General features: G+C 69.6%; 13 protein-coding genes. 4 read left to right on the top strand and 9 right to left on the bottom strand.

Annotated elements, in window-relative coordinates; all coding sequences use genetic code 11:
- The first annotated feature begins 322 nt into the window (after window positions 1-322).
- A complete protein-coding gene (locus HAV22_RS26965) occupies window positions 323-2,155 on the top strand; it encodes a sensor domain-containing diguanylate cyclase (RefSeq protein WP_166863713.1) in 1,833 nt (610 codons plus the stop codon).
- A gap of 1 nt (window position 2,156) precedes the next feature.
- Here HAV22_RS26965 and kdpE read toward each other — a convergent pair whose 3' ends face one another.
- The 8 genes from kdpE to HAV22_RS27005 form a co-directional block, all read right to left on the bottom strand.
- Entirely contained in the window at window positions 2,157-2,852 is a 696-nt protein-coding gene (kdpE, locus tag HAV22_RS26970; RefSeq protein WP_166863715.1) for a two-component system response regulator KdpE, read from the bottom strand.
- A complete protein-coding gene (locus HAV22_RS26975) occupies window positions 2,845-5,568 on the bottom strand; it encodes a DUF4118 domain-containing protein (RefSeq protein WP_166863717.1) in 2,724 nt (907 codons plus the stop codon). Before HAV22_RS26975 ends, kdpE begins: the two co-directional genes overlap by 8 nt.
- A 10-nt stretch (window positions 5,569-5,578) precedes the next feature.
- A complete protein-coding gene (gene kdpC, locus HAV22_RS26980; RefSeq protein ID WP_166863718.1) occupies window positions 5,579-6,154 on the bottom strand; it encodes a potassium-transporting ATPase subunit KdpC in 576 nt (191 codons plus the stop codon).
- Window positions 6,155-6,167: 13 nt separating this feature from the next.
- Window positions 6,168-8,213 carry a potassium-transporting ATPase subunit KdpB gene (gene kdpB, locus HAV22_RS26985; protein WP_229421455.1) on the bottom strand — a complete coding sequence of 682 codons (2,046 nt, stop codon included), beginning with the start codon at window positions 8,211-8,213 and terminating at the stop codon, window positions 6,168-6,170.
- 87 nt (window positions 8,214-8,300) lie between these two features.
- The gene (gene kdpA, locus HAV22_RS26990) at window positions 8,301-10,106 is read right to left on the bottom strand and encodes a potassium-transporting ATPase subunit KdpA (RefSeq protein WP_166863722.1); all 1,806 of its coding nucleotides are present in this window, start codon (window positions 10,104-10,106) and stop codon (window positions 8,301-8,303) included.
- The gene (locus HAV22_RS26995; protein WP_166863724.1) at window positions 10,106-10,195 is read right to left on the bottom strand and encodes a potassium-transporting ATPase subunit F; all 90 of its coding nucleotides are present in this window, start codon (window positions 10,193-10,195) and stop codon (window positions 10,106-10,108) included. Before HAV22_RS26995 ends, kdpA begins: the two co-directional genes overlap by 1 nt.
- A gap of 112 nt (window positions 10,196-10,307) precedes the next feature.
- On the bottom strand, window positions 10,308-11,063 hold the full coding sequence (locus HAV22_RS27000; RefSeq protein WP_166863725.1) for a TorF family putative porin: 756 nt from the start codon (window positions 11,061-11,063) through the stop codon (window positions 10,308-10,310).
- Window positions 11,060-11,794, bottom strand: coding sequence for a hypothetical protein (locus tag HAV22_RS27005; RefSeq protein ID WP_166863727.1), 735 nt, complete (start codon window positions 11,792-11,794; stop codon window positions 11,060-11,062). Before HAV22_RS27005 ends, HAV22_RS27000 begins: the two co-directional genes overlap by 4 nt.
- A gap of 254 nt (window positions 11,795-12,048) precedes the next feature.
- On the opposite strand from HAV22_RS27005, the gene HAV22_RS27010 reads away from it, so the two are divergent.
- The 3 genes from HAV22_RS27010 (at window position 12,049) to HAV22_RS27020 (ending at window position 16,419) form a co-directional block, all read left to right on the top strand.
- Window positions 12,049-13,926 carry a potassium transporter Kup gene (locus HAV22_RS27010; protein WP_166863729.1) on the top strand — a complete coding sequence of 626 codons (1,878 nt, stop codon included), beginning with the start codon at window positions 12,049-12,051 and terminating at the stop codon, window positions 13,924-13,926.
- An 87-nt stretch (window positions 13,927-14,013) separates the two neighbouring features.
- Window positions 14,014-15,612: a GGDEF domain-containing protein gene (locus HAV22_RS27015; RefSeq protein WP_166863732.1), complete on the top strand. Its 1,599-nt coding sequence runs from the start codon at window positions 14,014-14,016 to the stop codon at window positions 15,610-15,612.
- A gap of 57 nt (window positions 15,613-15,669) precedes the next feature.
- The gene (locus tag HAV22_RS27020; protein WP_166863734.1) at window positions 15,670-16,419 is read left to right on the top strand and encodes a hypothetical protein; all 750 of its coding nucleotides are present in this window, start codon (window positions 15,670-15,672) and stop codon (window positions 16,417-16,419) included.
- Here the strand turns inward: HAV22_RS27020 and HAV22_RS27025 are convergent.
- Window positions 16,404-17,282: a LysR family transcriptional regulator gene (locus HAV22_RS27025; protein ID WP_166863736.1), complete on the bottom strand. Its 879-nt coding sequence runs from the start codon at window positions 17,280-17,282 to the stop codon at window positions 16,404-16,406. The genes HAV22_RS27020 and HAV22_RS27025 overlap by 16 nt on opposite strands.
- Between the last annotated feature and the right edge of the window lie 34 nt (window positions 17,283-17,316).

A 17,316-nucleotide genomic window follows, 5' to 3' on the forward strand; every position in this document is an offset into this window, starting at 1 on the left:
CACCATACGATTCCGGTCGCGGCCGTTCGGTTCGCTGACACACACTGTCGGGGCGGGCCGGCGGGGCAGTGTGACGTTTGTGCAGCGATCCTGATGTTTTTCGCATAAAAAATGACTTATCGCCAATTATTTCACTGTAGAATGTTTGCGAAGTTTTATGACGGCATAGGATGTGCCCGCGTTGCAACGGATGTGGCTCCAGTGCACAGTTCGGTGATTATCGAATAGAATTTGCTGTAAAGGCTGCGTATTCCGCTGAATTGCCTCGTTTTCCGGCCTTGATGTCGCCGGTTCTTTCTTCGCCGTCCAGGCAAGGATGCTCATGCTCAGTCACCAGGAACTTGCAGAAGAAGCACGCGTAAAGGCGCCCGTCGCGCCGGAGATGGCCGACACGCCGCCGGAAGACCGGTTCGACCGCTACACGCGCCTCGCCGCGGCCGCGTTCCGCGTGCCCATCGCGCTCCTCGTGCTCGGCGACCGCGAGCGCCCCTCGTGCAGGTCGCAGGTCGGCCTCGACGCCTGCGCGCTGCCGCATCCGCTCGCCTTGTATCCCCATGCCCTCGACCACGGGGACACGCTGGTCGTACCCGACATCGCACTCGACGAGCGCTTCGCCGGCGACACGCGCATCCGTTTTTATGCGAGCCAGCCGCTGCGCGGCCCCGATGGCCAGCCCCTCGGTACCCTGTGCATCGCCGACATGACCCCGCGCGCCTTCGGCGACGCCGACCGGCGCCTGCTGCTCGACCTCGCGCGCATGGCCCAGGAAGACTTGAACCGCGACGCCGCGTGCGCGCACGACGCGGACCAGCGCGCGCTGCACGACCGGAACGCCGTGCTCGAACTGTCGATGCGCCTGCGGGCGACGGCGGAACAGGTCGTGCGGCAGAAGCAGGAATTGCTCGACGCCGTGCTGGAAACGGTGGACGTGGGCGTCGTCGCGTGCGACGCCGATGGCCACCTGACGTTGTTCAACCGCGCCGCGCGCGCCTTCCACGGTGTCGATGCGGATGGCGGCGTGCCGCCGGCCGACTGGCCGGCCCGTTACGACTTGTACGGCGAGGACGGCGTCACGCTGCTGGCGCCGGACCAGGTCCCGCTCGTGCGCGCGCTGCGCGGCGAACGCGTGGTCGACGCCGGCATCACGATTTGCGCGCGGGACGCCGCGCCGCGCAGGGTGCTGGCGAGCGGACGCGCGCTGACGGGCCGCGGCGGCGCGCCGCTTGGCGCCGTCGTCGCGCTGAAGGACGTGACGGAACTGGACGCGTCGCGCGCCCGGCTGGCCGAGAGCGGCGAATGGCTGCGCACGATCGCCGACAACGTGCCCGCGCTGATCGCCTACGTCGACACCGACCTGCGCTACCGCTTCGCCAACGAACGCTACCGCGAGTGGTTCGGCGTGAAGAGCCAGGACATGATCGGCAAGACGGTGCTGGAGGCGATGGGCGAGGCGTTCTATGCGCCGCGCCGCGCCGCGCTGGCGCGCTGCCTGGACGGCCACGCGTCGCACCTGGAGATCGAGGAAGTGCGGCGCGGCCGCACCCGCGTGGTCAGTTCGACCTATCTGCCGCACGTGCGCGACGGCGTGGTGCAGGGCATCTACGTGCTGTCGACGGATGCCACGTCGGCGCGCGAGTACGAGCGCCAGCTGCACGCGCTCGCGCATTCCGACCACCTGACCGGGTTGCCCAACCGGCGCAGTTACGAGGAACGCCTCGCGCAGGCGATCGCGCGCGCGCGCCGCACGGCCGCGCCGCTGGCGCTGGCCTACCTCGACGTCGACCACTTCAAGCAGATCAACGACAGTCTCGGCCACGCCGTCGGCGACGCCGTGCTGCGCGAGTTCGGCCGCCGCCTGACCGGCGCCGTGCGCGGCTCGGACATCGTCGCGCGCCTGGCCGGCGACGAATTCGTCGTCGTGCTGGAGCAGGTGGGCTCCCCGCTGGAGTGCGAGCGGATCGCGGCCAAGCTGCAGGATGCGCTCCGTCCGCCGTTCGAGCTCGACGGCCGCGTCGTGCGGGTCACGAGCAGCATCGGCATCGCGTGGAGCGCGCACCCGGACCAGGCGGCGCTCGCCCAGGCAGCCGACGAGGCGCTGTACCGGTCGAAGGACGCGGGACGCGACGCGGCGTCGGTGCTGGTCGCCGGCGCCTGAATCAGGGCAGCTGGAAGCGGTAGCCCACGCCCGTCTCGGTGATCATGTAGCGGGGCTGGGCCGGGTTGTCCTCCAGCTTGTGCCGCAGGTGTCCCATGTAGATCCGCAGGTAGTGCGCATGGTCGGCCTGGTTCGGGCCCCACACGCTGCGCAGCAGCTGGGGCGTCGTCATGACCTTGCCCACGTTCGCGACGAGCACGGCCAGCAGGCGGTGTTCCGTCGGCGTGAGCCGCACGACGACGCCACCCTTGGTGACGCGCCGGTTTTGCACGTCGACCACGACGTCGCCGAACCGCACCTTGCCATCGCCGCCCGTCGCCGCACCGCGCTGGCGCCGCTGCGACGCGCGCACGCGCGCCAGCAGCTCGCCGACGCCGAACGGCTTGGTCAGGTAGTCGTCGGCGCCATGGTCGAGCGCGCGGATCTTCTCTTCTTCGTTCACGCGGGCCGACAGCACGATGACGGGCACCGCGGACCACTTGCGCAGGTCGGCGATGAAGTCGACGCCGTCGCCGTCGGGCAGGCCGAGGTCGAGGATGACGACGTCGGGCTTGCGCGTTCCCGCTTCCGTCAGGCCGCGCCGGACGGTTTCCGCTTCGTGCACCTGCCATCCTTCCTGTTCCAGCGCGCCGCGCACGAAGCGGCGGATGTGGGGCTCGTCCTCCACGAGCAGGGCGATACCGGTGAAATCACTCATCCTGTTCCTCGACTTCCAGATCCTCGTCCAGCAGGGGCAGCGCAGGCGGCGTCCCCAGCGGCAGCGTGAACACGAACGCGGCACCGCCTTCCGGACGGTTCGCCGCATGGATCGAACCGCCGTGCGCGCCGACGATCGCCCGGCAGATGGCCAGGCCGAGGCCGACGCCGGGCTTGGCCGATTCGCGCTCGCCGCGCGTGAATTTATCGAACACCGCTTCTTCCTGGCCGGGCGGCAGTCCGGGACCGTCGTCCGCGACGGTGACGCTCAGCCACTGTCCGTGGCGCTCGGCCGCGACGGCGACCGTGCTGCCCGGCGGCGTGTACTTGCCCGCGTTCTCGAACAGGTTGGCGAGCACCCGCTCGAGCAGCACGGCGTCGTACTGCACGAGCGGAAGGTCGGCCGGCACCTGCGTTTCCACCGCGTGGCCGGCGAGCGCCGCGCGGCTGGCCGCGAGCGCGCTGCCGATGACTTCCTCGACCGGCTGCCACTGGAGCTTGAGCTTCACGTCGCCGCTTTCGATGCGGGCCATGTCGAGCAGGTTCGTCACCAGCATGCCCAGGCGGACCATCTCGTCGCGCAGCGCATCCGTCATGGCGCGCTGGGCCGGCGCCAGCGGCGGCGCCGACCGCGCCAGCGACTCGGCCTGCGCCATCAACGACGTGAGCGGCGTGCGCAGGTCGTGCGACAGCGCCGCCAGCAGCGAGTTGCGCAAACGCTCCGATTCGATCTTCACCAGCGCATCCTGCGCGACCTCGATGTAGTGCACCCGTTCCAGTGCGATGGCGGCCAGCGCCGCGAAGGTATCCAATTGCTGGCGCTGTTCCGGCGCCAGCAGCCAGTGCGGCGTGGCGGCCTCGATTGCCAGCACGCCCCGCGTGCGCATCGGCGCCACCAGCGGCATGTAGAACACGGGACTGCCGGGCAGGGTGTCCGTGCCCCGGCCGGCGCTGGTGCCATGATCGAACGCCCACTGCGCGATGCCGGTGTCGAGGGCGGCGATCGGCTCGGCGCCGGCTTCGGGCGACGGCCGCACGCGCCCCTCGGCATCGGGCAGCAGGAGGACCGTGCGGGCGCCGAACGTGCGGCCGATGGCGTCGCGCGTCGCTTCCTGGATCTGCTCCGTCTGCAGGACGCCGGACAAGGCCCGCGCGAATTCGTACAGCGCACGCGTCCGGCTCTCGCGCCGCGCGGCGACGTGCGCCTGGAACCGCAGCCCCGCGGTGAGATGGCCCGTGATCAGGCCGACCGCCAGCATCACGCCGAAGGCCACCAGGTACTGGAAATCGGAGATCGCGAACGTGAAGCGCGGCGGCACGAAGAAAAAGTCGAAGCAGGCGACGCTGACGCAGGTCGCGGTGACGGACGGCCCGCGGCCGAAACGCACGGCGACCAGCAGCACCACGAGCAGGAACAGCATGGCGATGTTGGCCAGGTCCAGCCAGGCGATGGTCGGCGCGGCCGCGAGCGCCATGCACAGGCTCGAGAGCACGGCCGCGCCGTGCCCGACGAGCGCCGCGCGGGCCGGCGCGGGCGGTCCGGCGGGCGCCGCGTGGGGAGGGGCGGCCGGCGGCCGTTGCGGGGCGGCGACTTCGAGCAGTTCGACGTCGGGGGCCAGGCGCGCGATGCGGCGACCGCAAGGCATGCGCCACGACCATCCCGCCTTGCCGCGGCCAAGCGCGATGCGCGCCAGGTTGTGGCTGCGGGCGTATTCGACGACGGCCGCCTCCACGCTGTCGCCCGACAGGACGGCGGTGGCCGCGCCGAGATCGCGCGCCAGCTTGAGCGCCCCGAGGATCCGCTCGCGCCGGCCGGCTTGGAGACGCTGCAGCGCCGGCGTCTCGACGTACACGGCATGCCAGTCGGCGCCGAGCTGCGCGGCCAGCCGCGCCGCGCTGCGCACGACGCCTTCCGCGCCCGGGCCCGGCCCGACGCAGGCCAGCAGCGCCGTGCCCGTGCGCCACACGGCGTCGATGGACTGTTCGACGCGGTAGGCCCGGACGTCGTCGCCGATGCGCTCCGCGGTGCGGCGCAGCGCGAGTTCGCGCAGCGCGATGAGGTTCCCCTTGCGGAAGAAATTCCGGCCGGCCCGCTCGGCCTGGGCCGGCTGGTACACCTTGCCGAGTTTCAGGCGTGCGAGCAGCTCGTCGGCTGGCACGTCCACCAGCACCACCTCGTCGGCCCCGTCGAACACGCAGTCCGGCACGGTCTCGGCGACCCGCACGCCGGTGATGCCACCCACCACGTCGTTCAGGCTTTCCAGATGCTGCACGTTCACCGTCGTGAACACGTCGATGCCGGCGGCCAGCAGCTCGTCGACGTCCTGCCAGCGCTTGGGGTGGCGCGAGCCGGGCACGTTCGAGTGGGCCAGCTCGTCGACGAGGACGAGTTGCGGGCGCCTTGCCAGCGCGGCATCGATGTCGAACTCGGCCAGCGTCTTGCCGCGGTAGTCGATGGCGCGGCGCGGCAGGATCTCGAGCCCGTCCAGCAGCGCCGCGGTCTCGGCGCGCCCGTGGGTCTCGGCGATGCCGACGAGCAGGGTGCGCGTGGCCGCGAGCTGGCGCGCCGCGGACAGCATCGCCCACGTCTTGCCAACGCCGGCCGAGGCGCCGAAATAGATGCGCAGCCGGCCGCGCGCCGCGCGCCGTTCTTCGTCCCGGACCTGCGCCAGCAGCGCGTCCGGGTCGGGCCGCATCTCGTCGCCGGGAACGCTCATGCCAGGATCCTCATTGCGCCTTGCCGTCCAGCGCCAGGTTCAGCGCGAGCACGTTCACGCGCGCCTCGCCCAGGAAGCCCAGGACGGGATCATGCCGGTAACGCGCGATGAGCGCGCGGACCTGCTCCACGGGCAGCTTGCGCGCCGCTGCCACGCGCGCGGCCTGGTACTCGGCGGCCGCCACGCTGATCTCGGGATCGAGGCCGCTGGCGGACGCCGTGACGAGGTCCACGGGGATCGGCGCCCGGTTGCCCGGGTCGGCCGCCTTCAGCGCGGCGACGCGCGCCTTGACGGCGTCCAGCAGCGCGGGATTGGTCGGGCCCAGGTTCGAGCCGCTGGAGCCGGCCGCGTTGTAGGGCATCGGCGCGGTGGCCGACGGCCGGCCCCAGAAATGGCCGGGCGCGGAGAACGGCTGGCCGATCAGGCTGGAGCCGACGGTCTTGCCGCCGGCGTCGACGAGGCTGCCGTTCGCCTGATGCGCAAAGGCCAAGCGGCCGATGCCGGTGACGGCGGCCGGATACAGCGCGCCGCACAGCAGCGTGAGGGCGCCGAACATGACCAATGCGGGACGAAGAGTGGATATCATGGATGCTCCTTGTTCAGACGAGGTTGAGCGCCGCCAGCAGGACGTCGATCAGCTTGATGCCGATGAATGGCAGGATGATACCGCCGATGCCGTAGACGAGCAGGTTGCGGCGTAGCAGGGCGGTAGCGCCGATCGCGCGGTAGCGCACCCCGCGCAGCGCGAGCGGGATCAGGAACACGATGATCAGCGCGTTGAAGATCAGCGCCGACATGATCGCCGACGACGGGCTGGCGAGACGCATGACGTCGAGCGCCTTCAGTTGCGGATAGGTGCCGACGAAGGCCGCCGGGATGATGGCGAAGTACTTGGCCACGTCGTTGGCGATCGAGAACGTGGTCAAAGCGCCGCGCGTCATCAGCATCTGCTTGCCGATCTCGACGATCTCGAGCAGCTTGGTCGGGTTCGAGTCGAGGTCCACCATGTTGCCCGCTTCCTTGGCGGCCTGGGTGCCGGAATTCATCGCCACCGCGACGTCGGCCTGCGCGAGCGCGGGCGCGTCGTTGGTGCCGTCGCCCGTCATGGCCACCATGCGGCCGTCCGACTGGTATTGCCGGATCAGCTTCAGCTTGTCCTCCGGCGTGGCCTCCGCGAGGAAGTCGTCGACGCCCGCCTCGGCGGCGATCGCGGCGGCGGTCAGCTTGTTGTCGCCGGTGATCATCACGGTCTTGATGCCCATGCGGCGCAGTTCGGCGAAGCGTTCCTTGATGCCGCCCTTGACGATGTCCTTCAGCTCGACCACGCCCATCACGCGGCCACCTTCGGCCACGACGAGCGGCGTGCTGCCGCGGCGCGCGACGTCTTCGACGGTGCGCACGACCTCGGGCGGGAACGGCATGCCGAGCGCCTCGACGTGGCGGCGCACGGCGTCGGCCGCGCCCTTGCGGATCCGGCGGGCGCCGCAATCGACGCCGCTCATCCGGGTTTGCGCCGAAAACGGCAGGAATTCGGCGTGCAGGTTCTCCAGCGCACGCTCGCGGATGTTGAAGCGCTGCTTGGCCAGCACGACGATGCTGCGGCCTTCCGGCGTCTCGTCGGCCAGCGACGCCAGTTGTGCCACGTCGGCCAGTTCACGCTCCGTCACGCCCGGCGCGGGCAGGAACGCGGCGGCCTGGCGGTTGCCGAGCGTGATGGTGCCCGTCTTGTCGAGCAGCAGGACGTCGACGTCGCCGGCCGCTTCCACCGCGCGGCCGGACGTCGCGATGACGTTGGCGCGCATCATGCGGCTCATGCCCGCCACGCCGATGGCCGACAGCAGGCCGCCGATGGTGGTCGGGATCAGGCACACGAGCAGCGCGATCAACACGGTGATCGTGACCGGCGTGCCAGCCTTGGCCACCTCCACCGCGTACAGCGAGAACGGCAGCAGGGTCACCGTCACGACGAGGAACACGATGGTCAAGGCCACCAGCAGGATCGTCAGCGCGATCTCGTTCGGCGTCTTCTTGCGCTTGGCGCCTTCCACCATTGCGATCATGCGGTCGAGGAAGGTCTCGCCGGGGTTCGCCGTCACCTTCACGACCAGCCAGTCGGACAGCACGCGCGTGCCGCCCGTGACGCTTGAAAAATCGCCGCCGGATTCGCGGATCACCGGCGCCGACTCGCCCGTGATCGCGCTCTCGTCCACCGACGCGACGCCTTCGACGACGTCGCCGTCGATGGGCACCACGTCACCGGCCTCGATCAGGACGTGGTTGCCCTTGCGCAGGTCGGAGGCGGGGCAGGGCAGCCACGTGGTGCCGTGCTTCGGCGTGGCCAGCTTCTTCGCGGTCACGGCTTCCTTCAGGCCGCGCAGCGAGGCCGCCTGCGCCTTGCTGCGGCCTTCGGCCAGCGCTTCCGCGAAGTTCGCGAACAGCACCGTGAACCACAGCCAGACGGCGCAGGCGAGGATGAAGCCGGTCGGGGCTTCGCCCGTGCCGAACAGCGCCTGCACGTACAGCAGCGTAGTGATGATGCTGCCGACGTACACGACGAACATGACGGGACTGCGCAGCTGCGTGCGCACGTCGAGCTTCCGGAAGGCGTCGACGAGCGCCGGACCGACGAGGCCCGTGTCGAACATGGACAGGCGCTTGCCGGCCGGCGCGGTGGACGGCGCGGCCGCCGGCGCCGTCAGCGGGGAATTTGTGTGGGACATGGCGACTCCAGATTATTTGGCGAACAACTGCAAGTGCTCGACGACGGGGCCGAGCGCGAGCGCCGGGACGTAGTTCAGCACGCCGACCAGCACGACGACGCCCACCAGCAGGCCCACGAACATCGGACCGTGCGTGGGCATGGTGCCGGCCGTCACCTGCAGGCGCTGCTTGGCCGCGAGGGAGCCGGCGATCGCCAGCACGGGCACGATCACGCCGAAGCGGCCGAACCAGATCGCGATTGCCAGCATCCAGTTGTAGAACGGCGTGTTGGCGGACAGGCCTGCGAACGCGCTGCCGTTGTTGTTGGCGGCGGAGCTGAACGCATACAGGATCTCCGAGAAGCCGTGCGCGCCGGGATTGGCGACGCCGGCCTTGCCGTCGGCCGCCAGTACGGCGATCGCGGTGCCGGCCAGTACCAGCACGGGCGTGACGAGGATGGCGACCGACGTCATCTTCATTTCGTAGGCCTGGATCTTCTTGCCCAGGTATTCCGGCGTGCGGCCGATCATCAGGCCGGCGATGAACACCGCCATGATCGCGAAGATCAGCATGCCGTACAGGCCGGAGCCGACGCCACCGAAGATCACCTCGCCAAACTGGATCAGCAGCAGCGGCACGGCGCCGCCCAGCGGCGTGAACGAGTCGTGCATCGCGTTGACGGCGCCGCACGAGGCGGCCGTCGTGACGGCGGCGAACAGCGCGGAGGCGTCGATGCCGAAGCGGGTCTCCTTGCCCTCCATGTTGCCGCCCGCCTGCAGGCTGCTGGCGTGCTGGTCGATGCCGAGCGCGACGAGCGCTGGATGCGCCTGGTGCTCGGCCACGATCACGCTGCCCGCCATCACGACGAACAACACGGTCATCGCGGCCAGGACCGCCCAGCCCTGCCGGCGGTCGCCGACGAGGCGGCCGAACGCGAAGCACAGGCCGGCCGGGATCAGGAAGATCGACACCATCTGGAACAGGTTCGACAGCGCGGTCGGATTTTCGTACGGGTGCGCGGAGTTGGCGTTGAAGAAGCCGCCGCCGTTCGTGCCCAGCATCTTGATGGCTTCCTGCGACGCCACGGGACCCAGCGCGATCGTCTGCGTCGTCGTGGTCAGCGTCTCGGTGACGGGCTGGCCTTGCGTGTCCAGCACCGGCTGGCCGTCGGCGCCCGTCTTCGGCTGCGTGTAGGTGAGGGGCTCGAGCAGCTGGACCTGCTGGTAGCTGGAGAAATTCTGGATCACGCCCTCGCCCATCAGGAACACGGCGAACACGAGCGACAGCGGCAGCAACACGTACAGGGTACTGCGCACGAGGTCGACCCAGAAATTCCCGATGGCGCGCGCCGACTTCGACGAGAAGCCGCGGATCAGCGCGAACACGACGGCGATGCCGGTGGCGGCCGAGAAGAAGTTCTGGCAGGTCAGGGCCAGCATCTGCGTGAGATAGCTCATCGTCTGTTCGCCGCTGTAGCCTTGCCAGTTGGTGTTCGTGACGAAGCTGACGGCGGTGTTGAACGCCGAATCCGGGCTGATGTTGGCGAGGCCCTGGGGATTCAGCGGCAGCCAGGCCTGCACGCGCTGCAACAGGTAGACGACCAGCGTGCCGAGGGCGTTGAATGCCAGCAGGGCGAGCGTGTAGGCTTTCCAGTCCATGCCCGCGTTCGCAGCGACGCCGGCCGCCCGGTAGAGCAGGGCTTCGAGCCGGTGCAGCCAGCCGAATCCGCGCACGCGGCCGCCCTCGGCCACGCGCGCGAGCAGGATCCCGAGCGGCCACGACGCGGCCAGCAGGAGAACGAAGAACAGCGCCGGCAGCGCCAGCATGTGCATGTCCATCACAAGTCCTCCGCGCAGAACATGGCGTACAGCAGGTACGCGAGCAGGGCGCCGGATGCGACGGCGCCGATCAGGTAGAACAGGGTCATTTGCGCTCTCCCAGTTTGGCGCAGCCGCTTGTCATTCCCCACATCGCGATGAAGAACAGGACGAGCGCGCCGATATAGACGATATCCATGGTGACCTCTTCAGGATCGTTGTTCAGAAAGTCTTGCTGGCGCCGACGACCAGCGCCTTCTTGCCGAGGAACTTGCCGTTCGCGGGCGATGCGTACGCGGTCTCGTCGGCGTTCGTGCCGACGAAGGCGACGGACAGGCTGGCGATGCCGACGTCCTTCGTGACGCCGGCCTTGTAGTCGGTATAGCTGGCGGCGTCGTGGTGGCGCACGTCCTGGCGTCCGGCATGCAGGTTCAGCGTGAAGCCGCCGCCGAGATCGACGTTGGCGCCGACGTCCAGGTAGCCGCTGTGGCGGCTGTCGACGTAGCCGAACAGGTTCGTCAGCGCCAGCGAATACTTGGCGTAGGCCGGACCGTAGCCCAGTTGGCCGTAGACTTCCGTCGTGTCCGCGTCGGCGGCGCCCGGCACGTCCTTCAGGCCGTTGGACGGATACACGTAGGCCAGCACGCCGGCGTCGTAGCTCACGTCGGCGCCGAGCTGGCCGCGCTTGCCCGCGTACAGGTCCCATTCGACGTCGCCGCCGCCGCCCGCATCCTTGGTCCACTTGATGGTGGACAGCCAGGTGCCGGCGTACAGGCCGGTCGGATTGTGCGTGTAGTCGGCGCCGCCCTGCAGCGCGGGCTGCAGGCGTGTTTGCGAAATGCCGCGGTAGCGGTAGTCGGACGTGACGGCCGCGTTGAAGGTCACGCTGTTGTCCGGCTGGGTTTCCTGGGCGTGCAGCGGCGCGGCCAGCGCCAGGACGATGGCGGGCGTGGCCAGGGTGAGGACGGTGTGTTTCATGATCGACTCTGTTTCCTTGTTTTTTGTGGAAGCTGCCCGCCCGCCGGGAGGGGCGGGACGGGCCATGCGCTCCGCCGCGCGGGCGGCGTCGCGTCGAAGGTCCGGTGGACCTCCCCGTACAGGGCCGCCATCTCGGCGGCGCCGGAACTGTTTTCGACATCGCTGGCGCATTGGCCGGGAACGTCGCTACCCCACAGCAGCGCCGGCAGGTGCGCGACGGTGCGCGCGACGCCGGCCGACATCACCTGGGCCGCGTAGGCGCGGATGGCGGCCAACGCCTGCGGCGCCGGGTCGCGCTCGCCGCCCACGGGCACGAACAGCACCCGCAGGCCGGGATTGAACATGCGGGCACTGTTGAGCCGGGCGATCAGCGGGTAACGGGCGTCGATGTCGGCCTGCTCGCACGTCAGCGGCACCAGCGCGACCTGTGCCGCGATCAGCGCGCCGCGGCAGGAAGCACTGCAATCTTCGGTGTCGATGACGATGTCGTCGAAGTGCGGCAGCAGCCGCTCCAGTTCGGCCGACAGGCCGCCGCCGGGGACGGTGCGGATGGCCACCGCCGGGCGTACGTGTGAACGGACTCGGTCGATGCTCCAGCGCTCGCACAGTCGCTGCGCGCTGGCGTCCAGCAACACGGCGTGCCGTCCGTGACGCCCGGCTTGGCGCGCCAGGTTCTCGGCGAGCACGGCACCGACGGCCGGCAGGGAAGCATGAACAATCGTGATGATCATGGCTGCGGCGCTCCGGTGGGGCGTCCGCCCGGGTTGGCATTCTCGGCCTGCATATGCGCTCCTTGCTTCGTTGATCGCGATGCCTGGAGTGTAGGCAGGGACCCGTAAAAATTTTCTAAAAAGACGTCCGGCCCGGATAAAGGGATTGTTTATACGGGATTGTTTATACGGCGCGGGCACGGCCGCTCTTTTTACAAAATCTTTACGGGCCGGCCGGTACGATACCGGTCACGAACATTGCCTGGAGAACGTGGTTGGATACGCAGCACAACAAGAAGAACGTCGCCGGCCTCGCGCTGGCTGCCGTCGGCATCGTGTACGGCGACATCGGCACCAGCCCGCTGTATTCATTGAAGACCGTGTTCGATCCGGAGCACGGGCTGGCGCTCACGCCGGCCAACCTGATCGGCGTCGTGTCGCTGATCTTCTGGGGCCTGACCGTCATCGTCTCCTTCAAGTACGTGACGCTGGTCCTGCGCGCGGACAACCGCGGCGAGGGCGGCATCATGGCGTTGCTGGCGCTCGCGCTGGGCGCCGTCGGCAACCGCCAGCGCCTGCACGTCGCGCTCCTGCTGATCGGCGTGTTCGGCGCATCGCTGTTCTACGGCGACAGCGTGATCACGCCGGCCATTTCCGTGCTGTCGGCGGTCGAAGGGCTGGAAGTCGCCACGCCGGCGCTGAAGGCCTACGTCGTGCCGCTGACGATCGTCGTCCTCGTCTGCCTGTACGCGGCACAGCGCCACGGCACCGCGGGCATCGGCCGCTGGTTCGGCCCCGTCATGCTGCTGTGGTTCGCGGCGCTGGCGGCGATGGGCGTGCTGAACATCGTCGCGAGCCCGGGCATCCTCGTCGCCTTGAACCCGTGGCACGCACTGCGCTTCTTCATCGACAACCGGGGCACGGGGTTTCTCGCGCTCGGCGCGATCGTGCTGGCCTTCACGGGCGCCGAGGCGCTGTACGCCGACATGGGGCACTTCGGCCGCGCGCCGATCCGGCTCGCGTGGTTCGCCGTCGCCTTTCCGGCGCTTGCACTGAATTATCTTGGACAGGGCGGCCTGCTGCTGGCCCGGCCGGAGGCGATCGCGAATCCGTTCTACCAGCAACTGGGCGCCTGGAGCGTGTATCCGCTCGTCGTGCTGTCGACCGTCGCGACCGTCATCGCGTCGCAGGCGACGATCTCCGGCACGTTCTCGATGACGAAGGAAGCGATCGCGCTGGGCTTCCTGCCGCGCATGCGCACGGTGCACACGTCGGAGCGCGAGATCGGCCAGGTCTATCTTCCGCTCATCAACTGGCTGCAACTGATCGCGGTGCTGCTGGCCGTGATCGGATTCGGCTCGTCCGACAACCTGGCGTCGGCATACGGCATCGCGGTCACCGCGACGATGCTGGCGACCACGATCCTGACCTATTTCGTGATCCGCTACCGCTGGCGCATGAACCTGCTGCTGTGCCTGGGCGCGACCGGCTTCTTTTTCCTGATCGACGCGGCGTTCTTTTCGGCCAACGTGCTGAAACTGCTGCACGGCGGCTGGTTCCCGCTGACGCTGGGCGTCTTGCTGTTCACCGTGATGCTGACCTGGCGCCGCGGCCGCCAGCAGGTGTTCGACAATCTGCAAAAGCATGCCATTCCGCTCGACGCTTTCCTGGAGTCACTGTTCATTGGCCCGCCGACGCGGGTTCCCGGCACCGCCATCTTCCTGCGCGGCGAGAGCGATGGCGTACCCCATGCAATGTTGCACAATCTTTTGCACAACAAGGTCCTCCACGAACGCGTCGTGTTTCTTACCGTGCACATCACGGACGAGCCCCGGGTCGATGCGTCGGCGCGGATCCGCATCACGGCATTGGGGCATGGCTGCCACCAGGTCGACGTCAGGTTCGGTTTCAAGGACGAGCCGGACATCCCCGGCATGCTCGCGCAATGCGCAACACTCGGGCTGCCGTTCGACACGATGGAGACGTCGTTCTTCGTCGCGCGACAGACCGTGATCTCGACACCGGGCGGCGGCATGGCGCCGTGGCGCGAGCACCTGTACGTCGCGATGCAGCGCAACGCGCGCGATGCCGCCGACTACTATCGCATTCCGACCAACCGGGTCATCGAGCTGGGCACGCAAGTGGAAATCTAGCGGGCCGGATACCCCCGGTACCGTGCGCCGGTGGACGCGGCGACGCGACGCGGCTAAGCTGGGGGCCGAGAGGATCCGGAGCAACGCATGGACAATTCCGATGACCGCGCCGGGATCGGCGGCGAACCCGCCGACTCCGCATTGCCCGTGCCCGACGGGTCGCGCCGTCCGCTGGCGACGCTCGCCATCGTTTTGCTGTCCTGCTTTTGCGTGCTGCTGGCCGCCCTGCAGGCGTGGAGCGCCTGGCGCGCATATCGGACGGAGCTGGACGACAGCCGCGTCACCACGGCCAATATGGCGCGTGCCCTCGCGTCGCACGCGGAAACGTCGATCAAGCTGGGCGACGCCGTGCTGGCCGAGATGGTCGAGCGCATCGAACACGACGGCATGGACGACGCGGCGGCCGCGCGCCTCACGCAGCGGCTGCGCACGATCACGCACGACGTGGGCGAGCTGCACGGCCTGTTCGTGTACGGCCCGGACGGCAAGTGGCTGACGTCGTCGCTGCCGCGGCCCATGCAGGGCAATAATTTCGACCGCGAGTATTTCCAGTACCACCTGCTGCACAACGACCGGGGCACGCACGTGAGCGTGCCCGTGCGCAGCCGCTCGACGGGGGCATGGATCCTGCCGCTGTCGCGCCGCATCGAAGCGCCCGACGGCAGTTTCGCGGGGGTGGCGCTGGCCACGCTCAACCTGGCCTGGTTCGGCCGCTTCTACGAGAGTTTCGACGTCGGCAAGAACGGCACCATCGTCCTTGCGCTCGACAACGGCACGCTGATCTTCCGCCGGCCGTTCAACGAGGACCAGGTCGGCATGGACATCCGCAACGGCACCATCTGGCAACTGGCCCAGAACAGTACCAGGCCGGGATCGGTCATGCTGACGCCCCGCATCGACAACGTCGAGCGCCTGTACAGCTACCGCCACCTGCAGGGCTTTCCGCTGTTCGTCGCGTGCGGGGTGGCCGTGGACGAGATGCTCGCCGGCTGGCGCCGCAGCACGCTGCAGACGGCGGTGCTGGGAGTTGCGGCGTTGCTGCTGCTGGCCTGGGCCGGCGGCCTCCTCGTGGCCCAGATCCGTATCCGCGAGCGGCTCGAAGGCGACCTGCGCCGCGCGAGTGCGGCGCTGCAGCGCCACAACGCGTCGCTGCAGAACCTGGCCGACAGCGACAGCCTGACGGGCCTCGCCAACCGCCGCCTGTTCGAGGACCGCCTCGTCCGCGAGTACGAGCGCGCGCGCCGCAGCGGCGCCCCGTTCGCCCTCGTCATGATCGACATCGACCACTTCAAGCAGTACAACGACCGCTACGGCCACGTGGCCGGCGACGATTGCCTGCGCCGGGTGGCCGGTGCCATCGAGGTCGGCGCGCGCCGGCCCGCCGACCTCGCGGCGCGTTACGGTGGCGAGGAATTCGCCGTCATCCTGGCCGACACCGACCTCGCCGGCGCGCAAGCCGTGGCCGACCGCATCCGCGCCGCGGTGGCTGGCCTCGACCTGCGCCACCAGGACAATCCGGCCGGCCGCGTCACGCTCAGCATGGGCCTGTACGTCGGCCACCCGGCGCTGGCGGACCGCAACGATCCGCTGGCCTGGGTCGACGTGGCCGACCGCCTGCTGTACGAAGCGAAGGGCGCCGGACGCAACCGCGTCGTCGCGCGCGAGGGCCACGCGGCGGCGGCCTGACGCCGGCGCGGCCCGGGGTTGTGTCAGAATGGCGGCCCGTTCGACGTCGAGGACACCATGGAAAAGCTGATTTCGGAATTGATCCGCCTGTACCTGCTGCCGGGCAGCCCGGCCGCGCAGGCGTTGGCGCAACGCGGAGAAGGCCGGGCATGCGCGCCCGTCGACCTCGCAGCGGACGGGGTCACGCGCGCCATCGTGCTCCCGTTCCGCAGGGCGGCCGGCGAGGACGCCCATCACTGGGACCGGTTATGCACCGTCGCGAACGCCCTGCAGGCGGACTTCGCCCTTCCCGCGCCGGCCGTGAGCGTCGCGAGCGCGGGCGGCTACGTGCTGTGGCTGTCGCTGGCGGTGCCCGTCCCGCTGGCCGATGCGCGCCGCTTCGTCGACGGCCTTGCCCGCCTGTGGCCGGACACGCTGCCGGCGGCCGGTGACGTCGTCGGCGCGCCCGTCGAACTGCCGCCGTGCCTGGACGCGGCGACGGGCCGCTGGGCCGCGTTCATCCATCCGGGCATGGGCGCCTCGTTCGCGGACGAATCCGGGCTCGAGATGGCGCCGCCCGCGCCGGGGCAGGTCGCGTTCCTCGACGGGCTCGAGAGTATCAGCGCCGACCGGTTCCAGGCCGCGCTGGCGCGGCTGGCGCCCGGACCCGCTTCGGTGCAGCCGCTGATCGTGGCAGCGCCGCGTGACGGCGGTACGCCCGCCGGCCTGCTGCTGAAGGATGCGACCTTGGACGACATCGTCCGCCACCTGCACGCGCGCAATATCGAACCCACGTTTCGCTTCCTCGTCGATCAAGCGCAGAGATAGTTCGCCAGCTCGTCCGGCGTCCCGCGCGGAAACGCTTCCTTGATCCAGTCGAGGAAGGCGGCCACGCGCGCGCTCAGCAGCCGCCGCGACGGGTACAGCGCCCACAGGGCGATCTCCGGCCCGTCCACGTCGCCCCAGCAGACCAGCGTGCCGGCCGCGAGGTCGCGGCCGACGAGCGAGACGGGCAGGCACGCGGCACCGATGCCCGTCCGCACGGCATCGCGCACCATCATCAGTGACGACAGCCGCAGCACGGGCGCGATCGCGATGGCGGGCCGCCCCGTCACGTTCCACGCGCGGCTGCCCTCGTCGCGCACGACGGCAGGGGCGGGGACGCCTTCCGGCGGCTGCGCGAGTGACGGGGCCGCGACGACGACCATGCGGTCGCGCAGGAAGATGCGGCCGATGAGGTTGTCGTCGGGATCGGGATTCACGCGGATCACGAGGTCGTAGCCTTCCTCGACCATGTCCACGGGCCGGTCGTCCGTCGTCACTTCCAGCCGCACGTCCGGGTAGCGCAACGCGAACCCGGCGGCCAGCTTGCCCATCGCCGTCTGCGAGAACAGCAGCGGCGCGCTGACCCGCATCCGGCCGCGCGGGCGTTCGCCGCCGGATGCGAGCGCGGCCGCCGTCTCGTCGATCTCCGTCAGCAATGCCGCCGTGCGCTCGTGCAGGGTGCGTCCCTCCTGCGTCAGCTTCAGCGTATGCCCGCCCCGTTCGAACAGGCGCAGGCCAAGGCTCGCCTCCAGTTCCGCGACGCGGCGCGACAGCGTGGCCTTCGGACGGCCGCTCGCCCGCGCGGCGCGGCCGAAGCCGCCGTGGCGGGCGACAAGATTGAAATCGGCGAGCGCCAGCAAGTCCATGTGTTCCACCTGTGAGACGGGATGTCCAATTCTA

Source organism: Telluria antibiotica (assembly GCF_011682055.1).
In the GTDB taxonomy this organism is placed as follows: Bacteria; Pseudomonadota; Gammaproteobacteria; order Burkholderiales; family Burkholderiaceae_D; genus Telluria; species Telluria antibiotica.

Excerpts from the sequence above, each read along its gene's own strand:
- HAV22_RS27005 (WP_166863727.1), bottom strand. The coding sequence starts at position 11,794 with ATGATCATCACGATTGTTCATGCTTCCCTGCCGGCCGTCGGTGCCGTG.
- HAV22_RS27020 (WP_166863734.1), top strand. The coding sequence starts at position 15,670 with ATGGAAAAGCTGATTTCGGAATTGATCCGCCTGTACCTGCTGCCGGGC.
- HAV22_RS26995 (WP_166863724.1), bottom strand. The coding sequence starts at position 10,195 with ATGACCCTGTTCTACCTGATCGGCGCCGTCGCATCCGGCGCCCTGCTC.
- HAV22_RS26965 (WP_166863713.1), top strand. The coding sequence starts at position 323 with ATGCTCAGTCACCAGGAACTTGCAGAAGAAGCACGCGTAAAGGCGCCC.
- kdpB (WP_229421455.1), bottom strand. The coding sequence starts at position 8,213 with ATGTTCGACACGGGCCTCGTCGGTCCGGCGCTCGTCGACGCCTTCCGG.
- HAV22_RS26975 (WP_166863717.1), bottom strand. The coding sequence starts at position 5,568 with ATGAGCGTTCCCGGCGACGAGATGCGGCCCGACCCGGACGCGCTGCTG.
- HAV22_RS27025 (WP_166863736.1), bottom strand. The coding sequence starts at position 17,282 with ATGGACTTGCTGGCGCTCGCCGATTTCAATCTTGTCGCCCGCCACGGC.
- kdpE (WP_166863715.1), bottom strand. The coding sequence starts at position 2,852 with ATGAGTGATTTCACCGGTATCGCCCTGCTCGTGGAGGACGAGCCCCAC.
- HAV22_RS27015 (WP_166863732.1), top strand. The coding sequence starts at position 14,014 with ATGGACAATTCCGATGACCGCGCCGGGATCGGCGGCGAACCCGCCGAC.
- HAV22_RS27000 (WP_166863725.1), bottom strand. The coding sequence starts at position 11,063 with ATGAAACACACCGTCCTCACCCTGGCCACGCCCGCCATCGTCCTGGCG.
- kdpC (WP_166863718.1), bottom strand. The coding sequence starts at position 6,154 with ATGATATCCACTCTTCGTCCCGCATTGGTCATGTTCGGCGCCCTCACG.
- kdpA (WP_166863722.1), bottom strand. The coding sequence starts at position 10,106 with ATGGACATGCACATGCTGGCGCTGCCGGCGCTGTTCTTCGTTCTCCTG.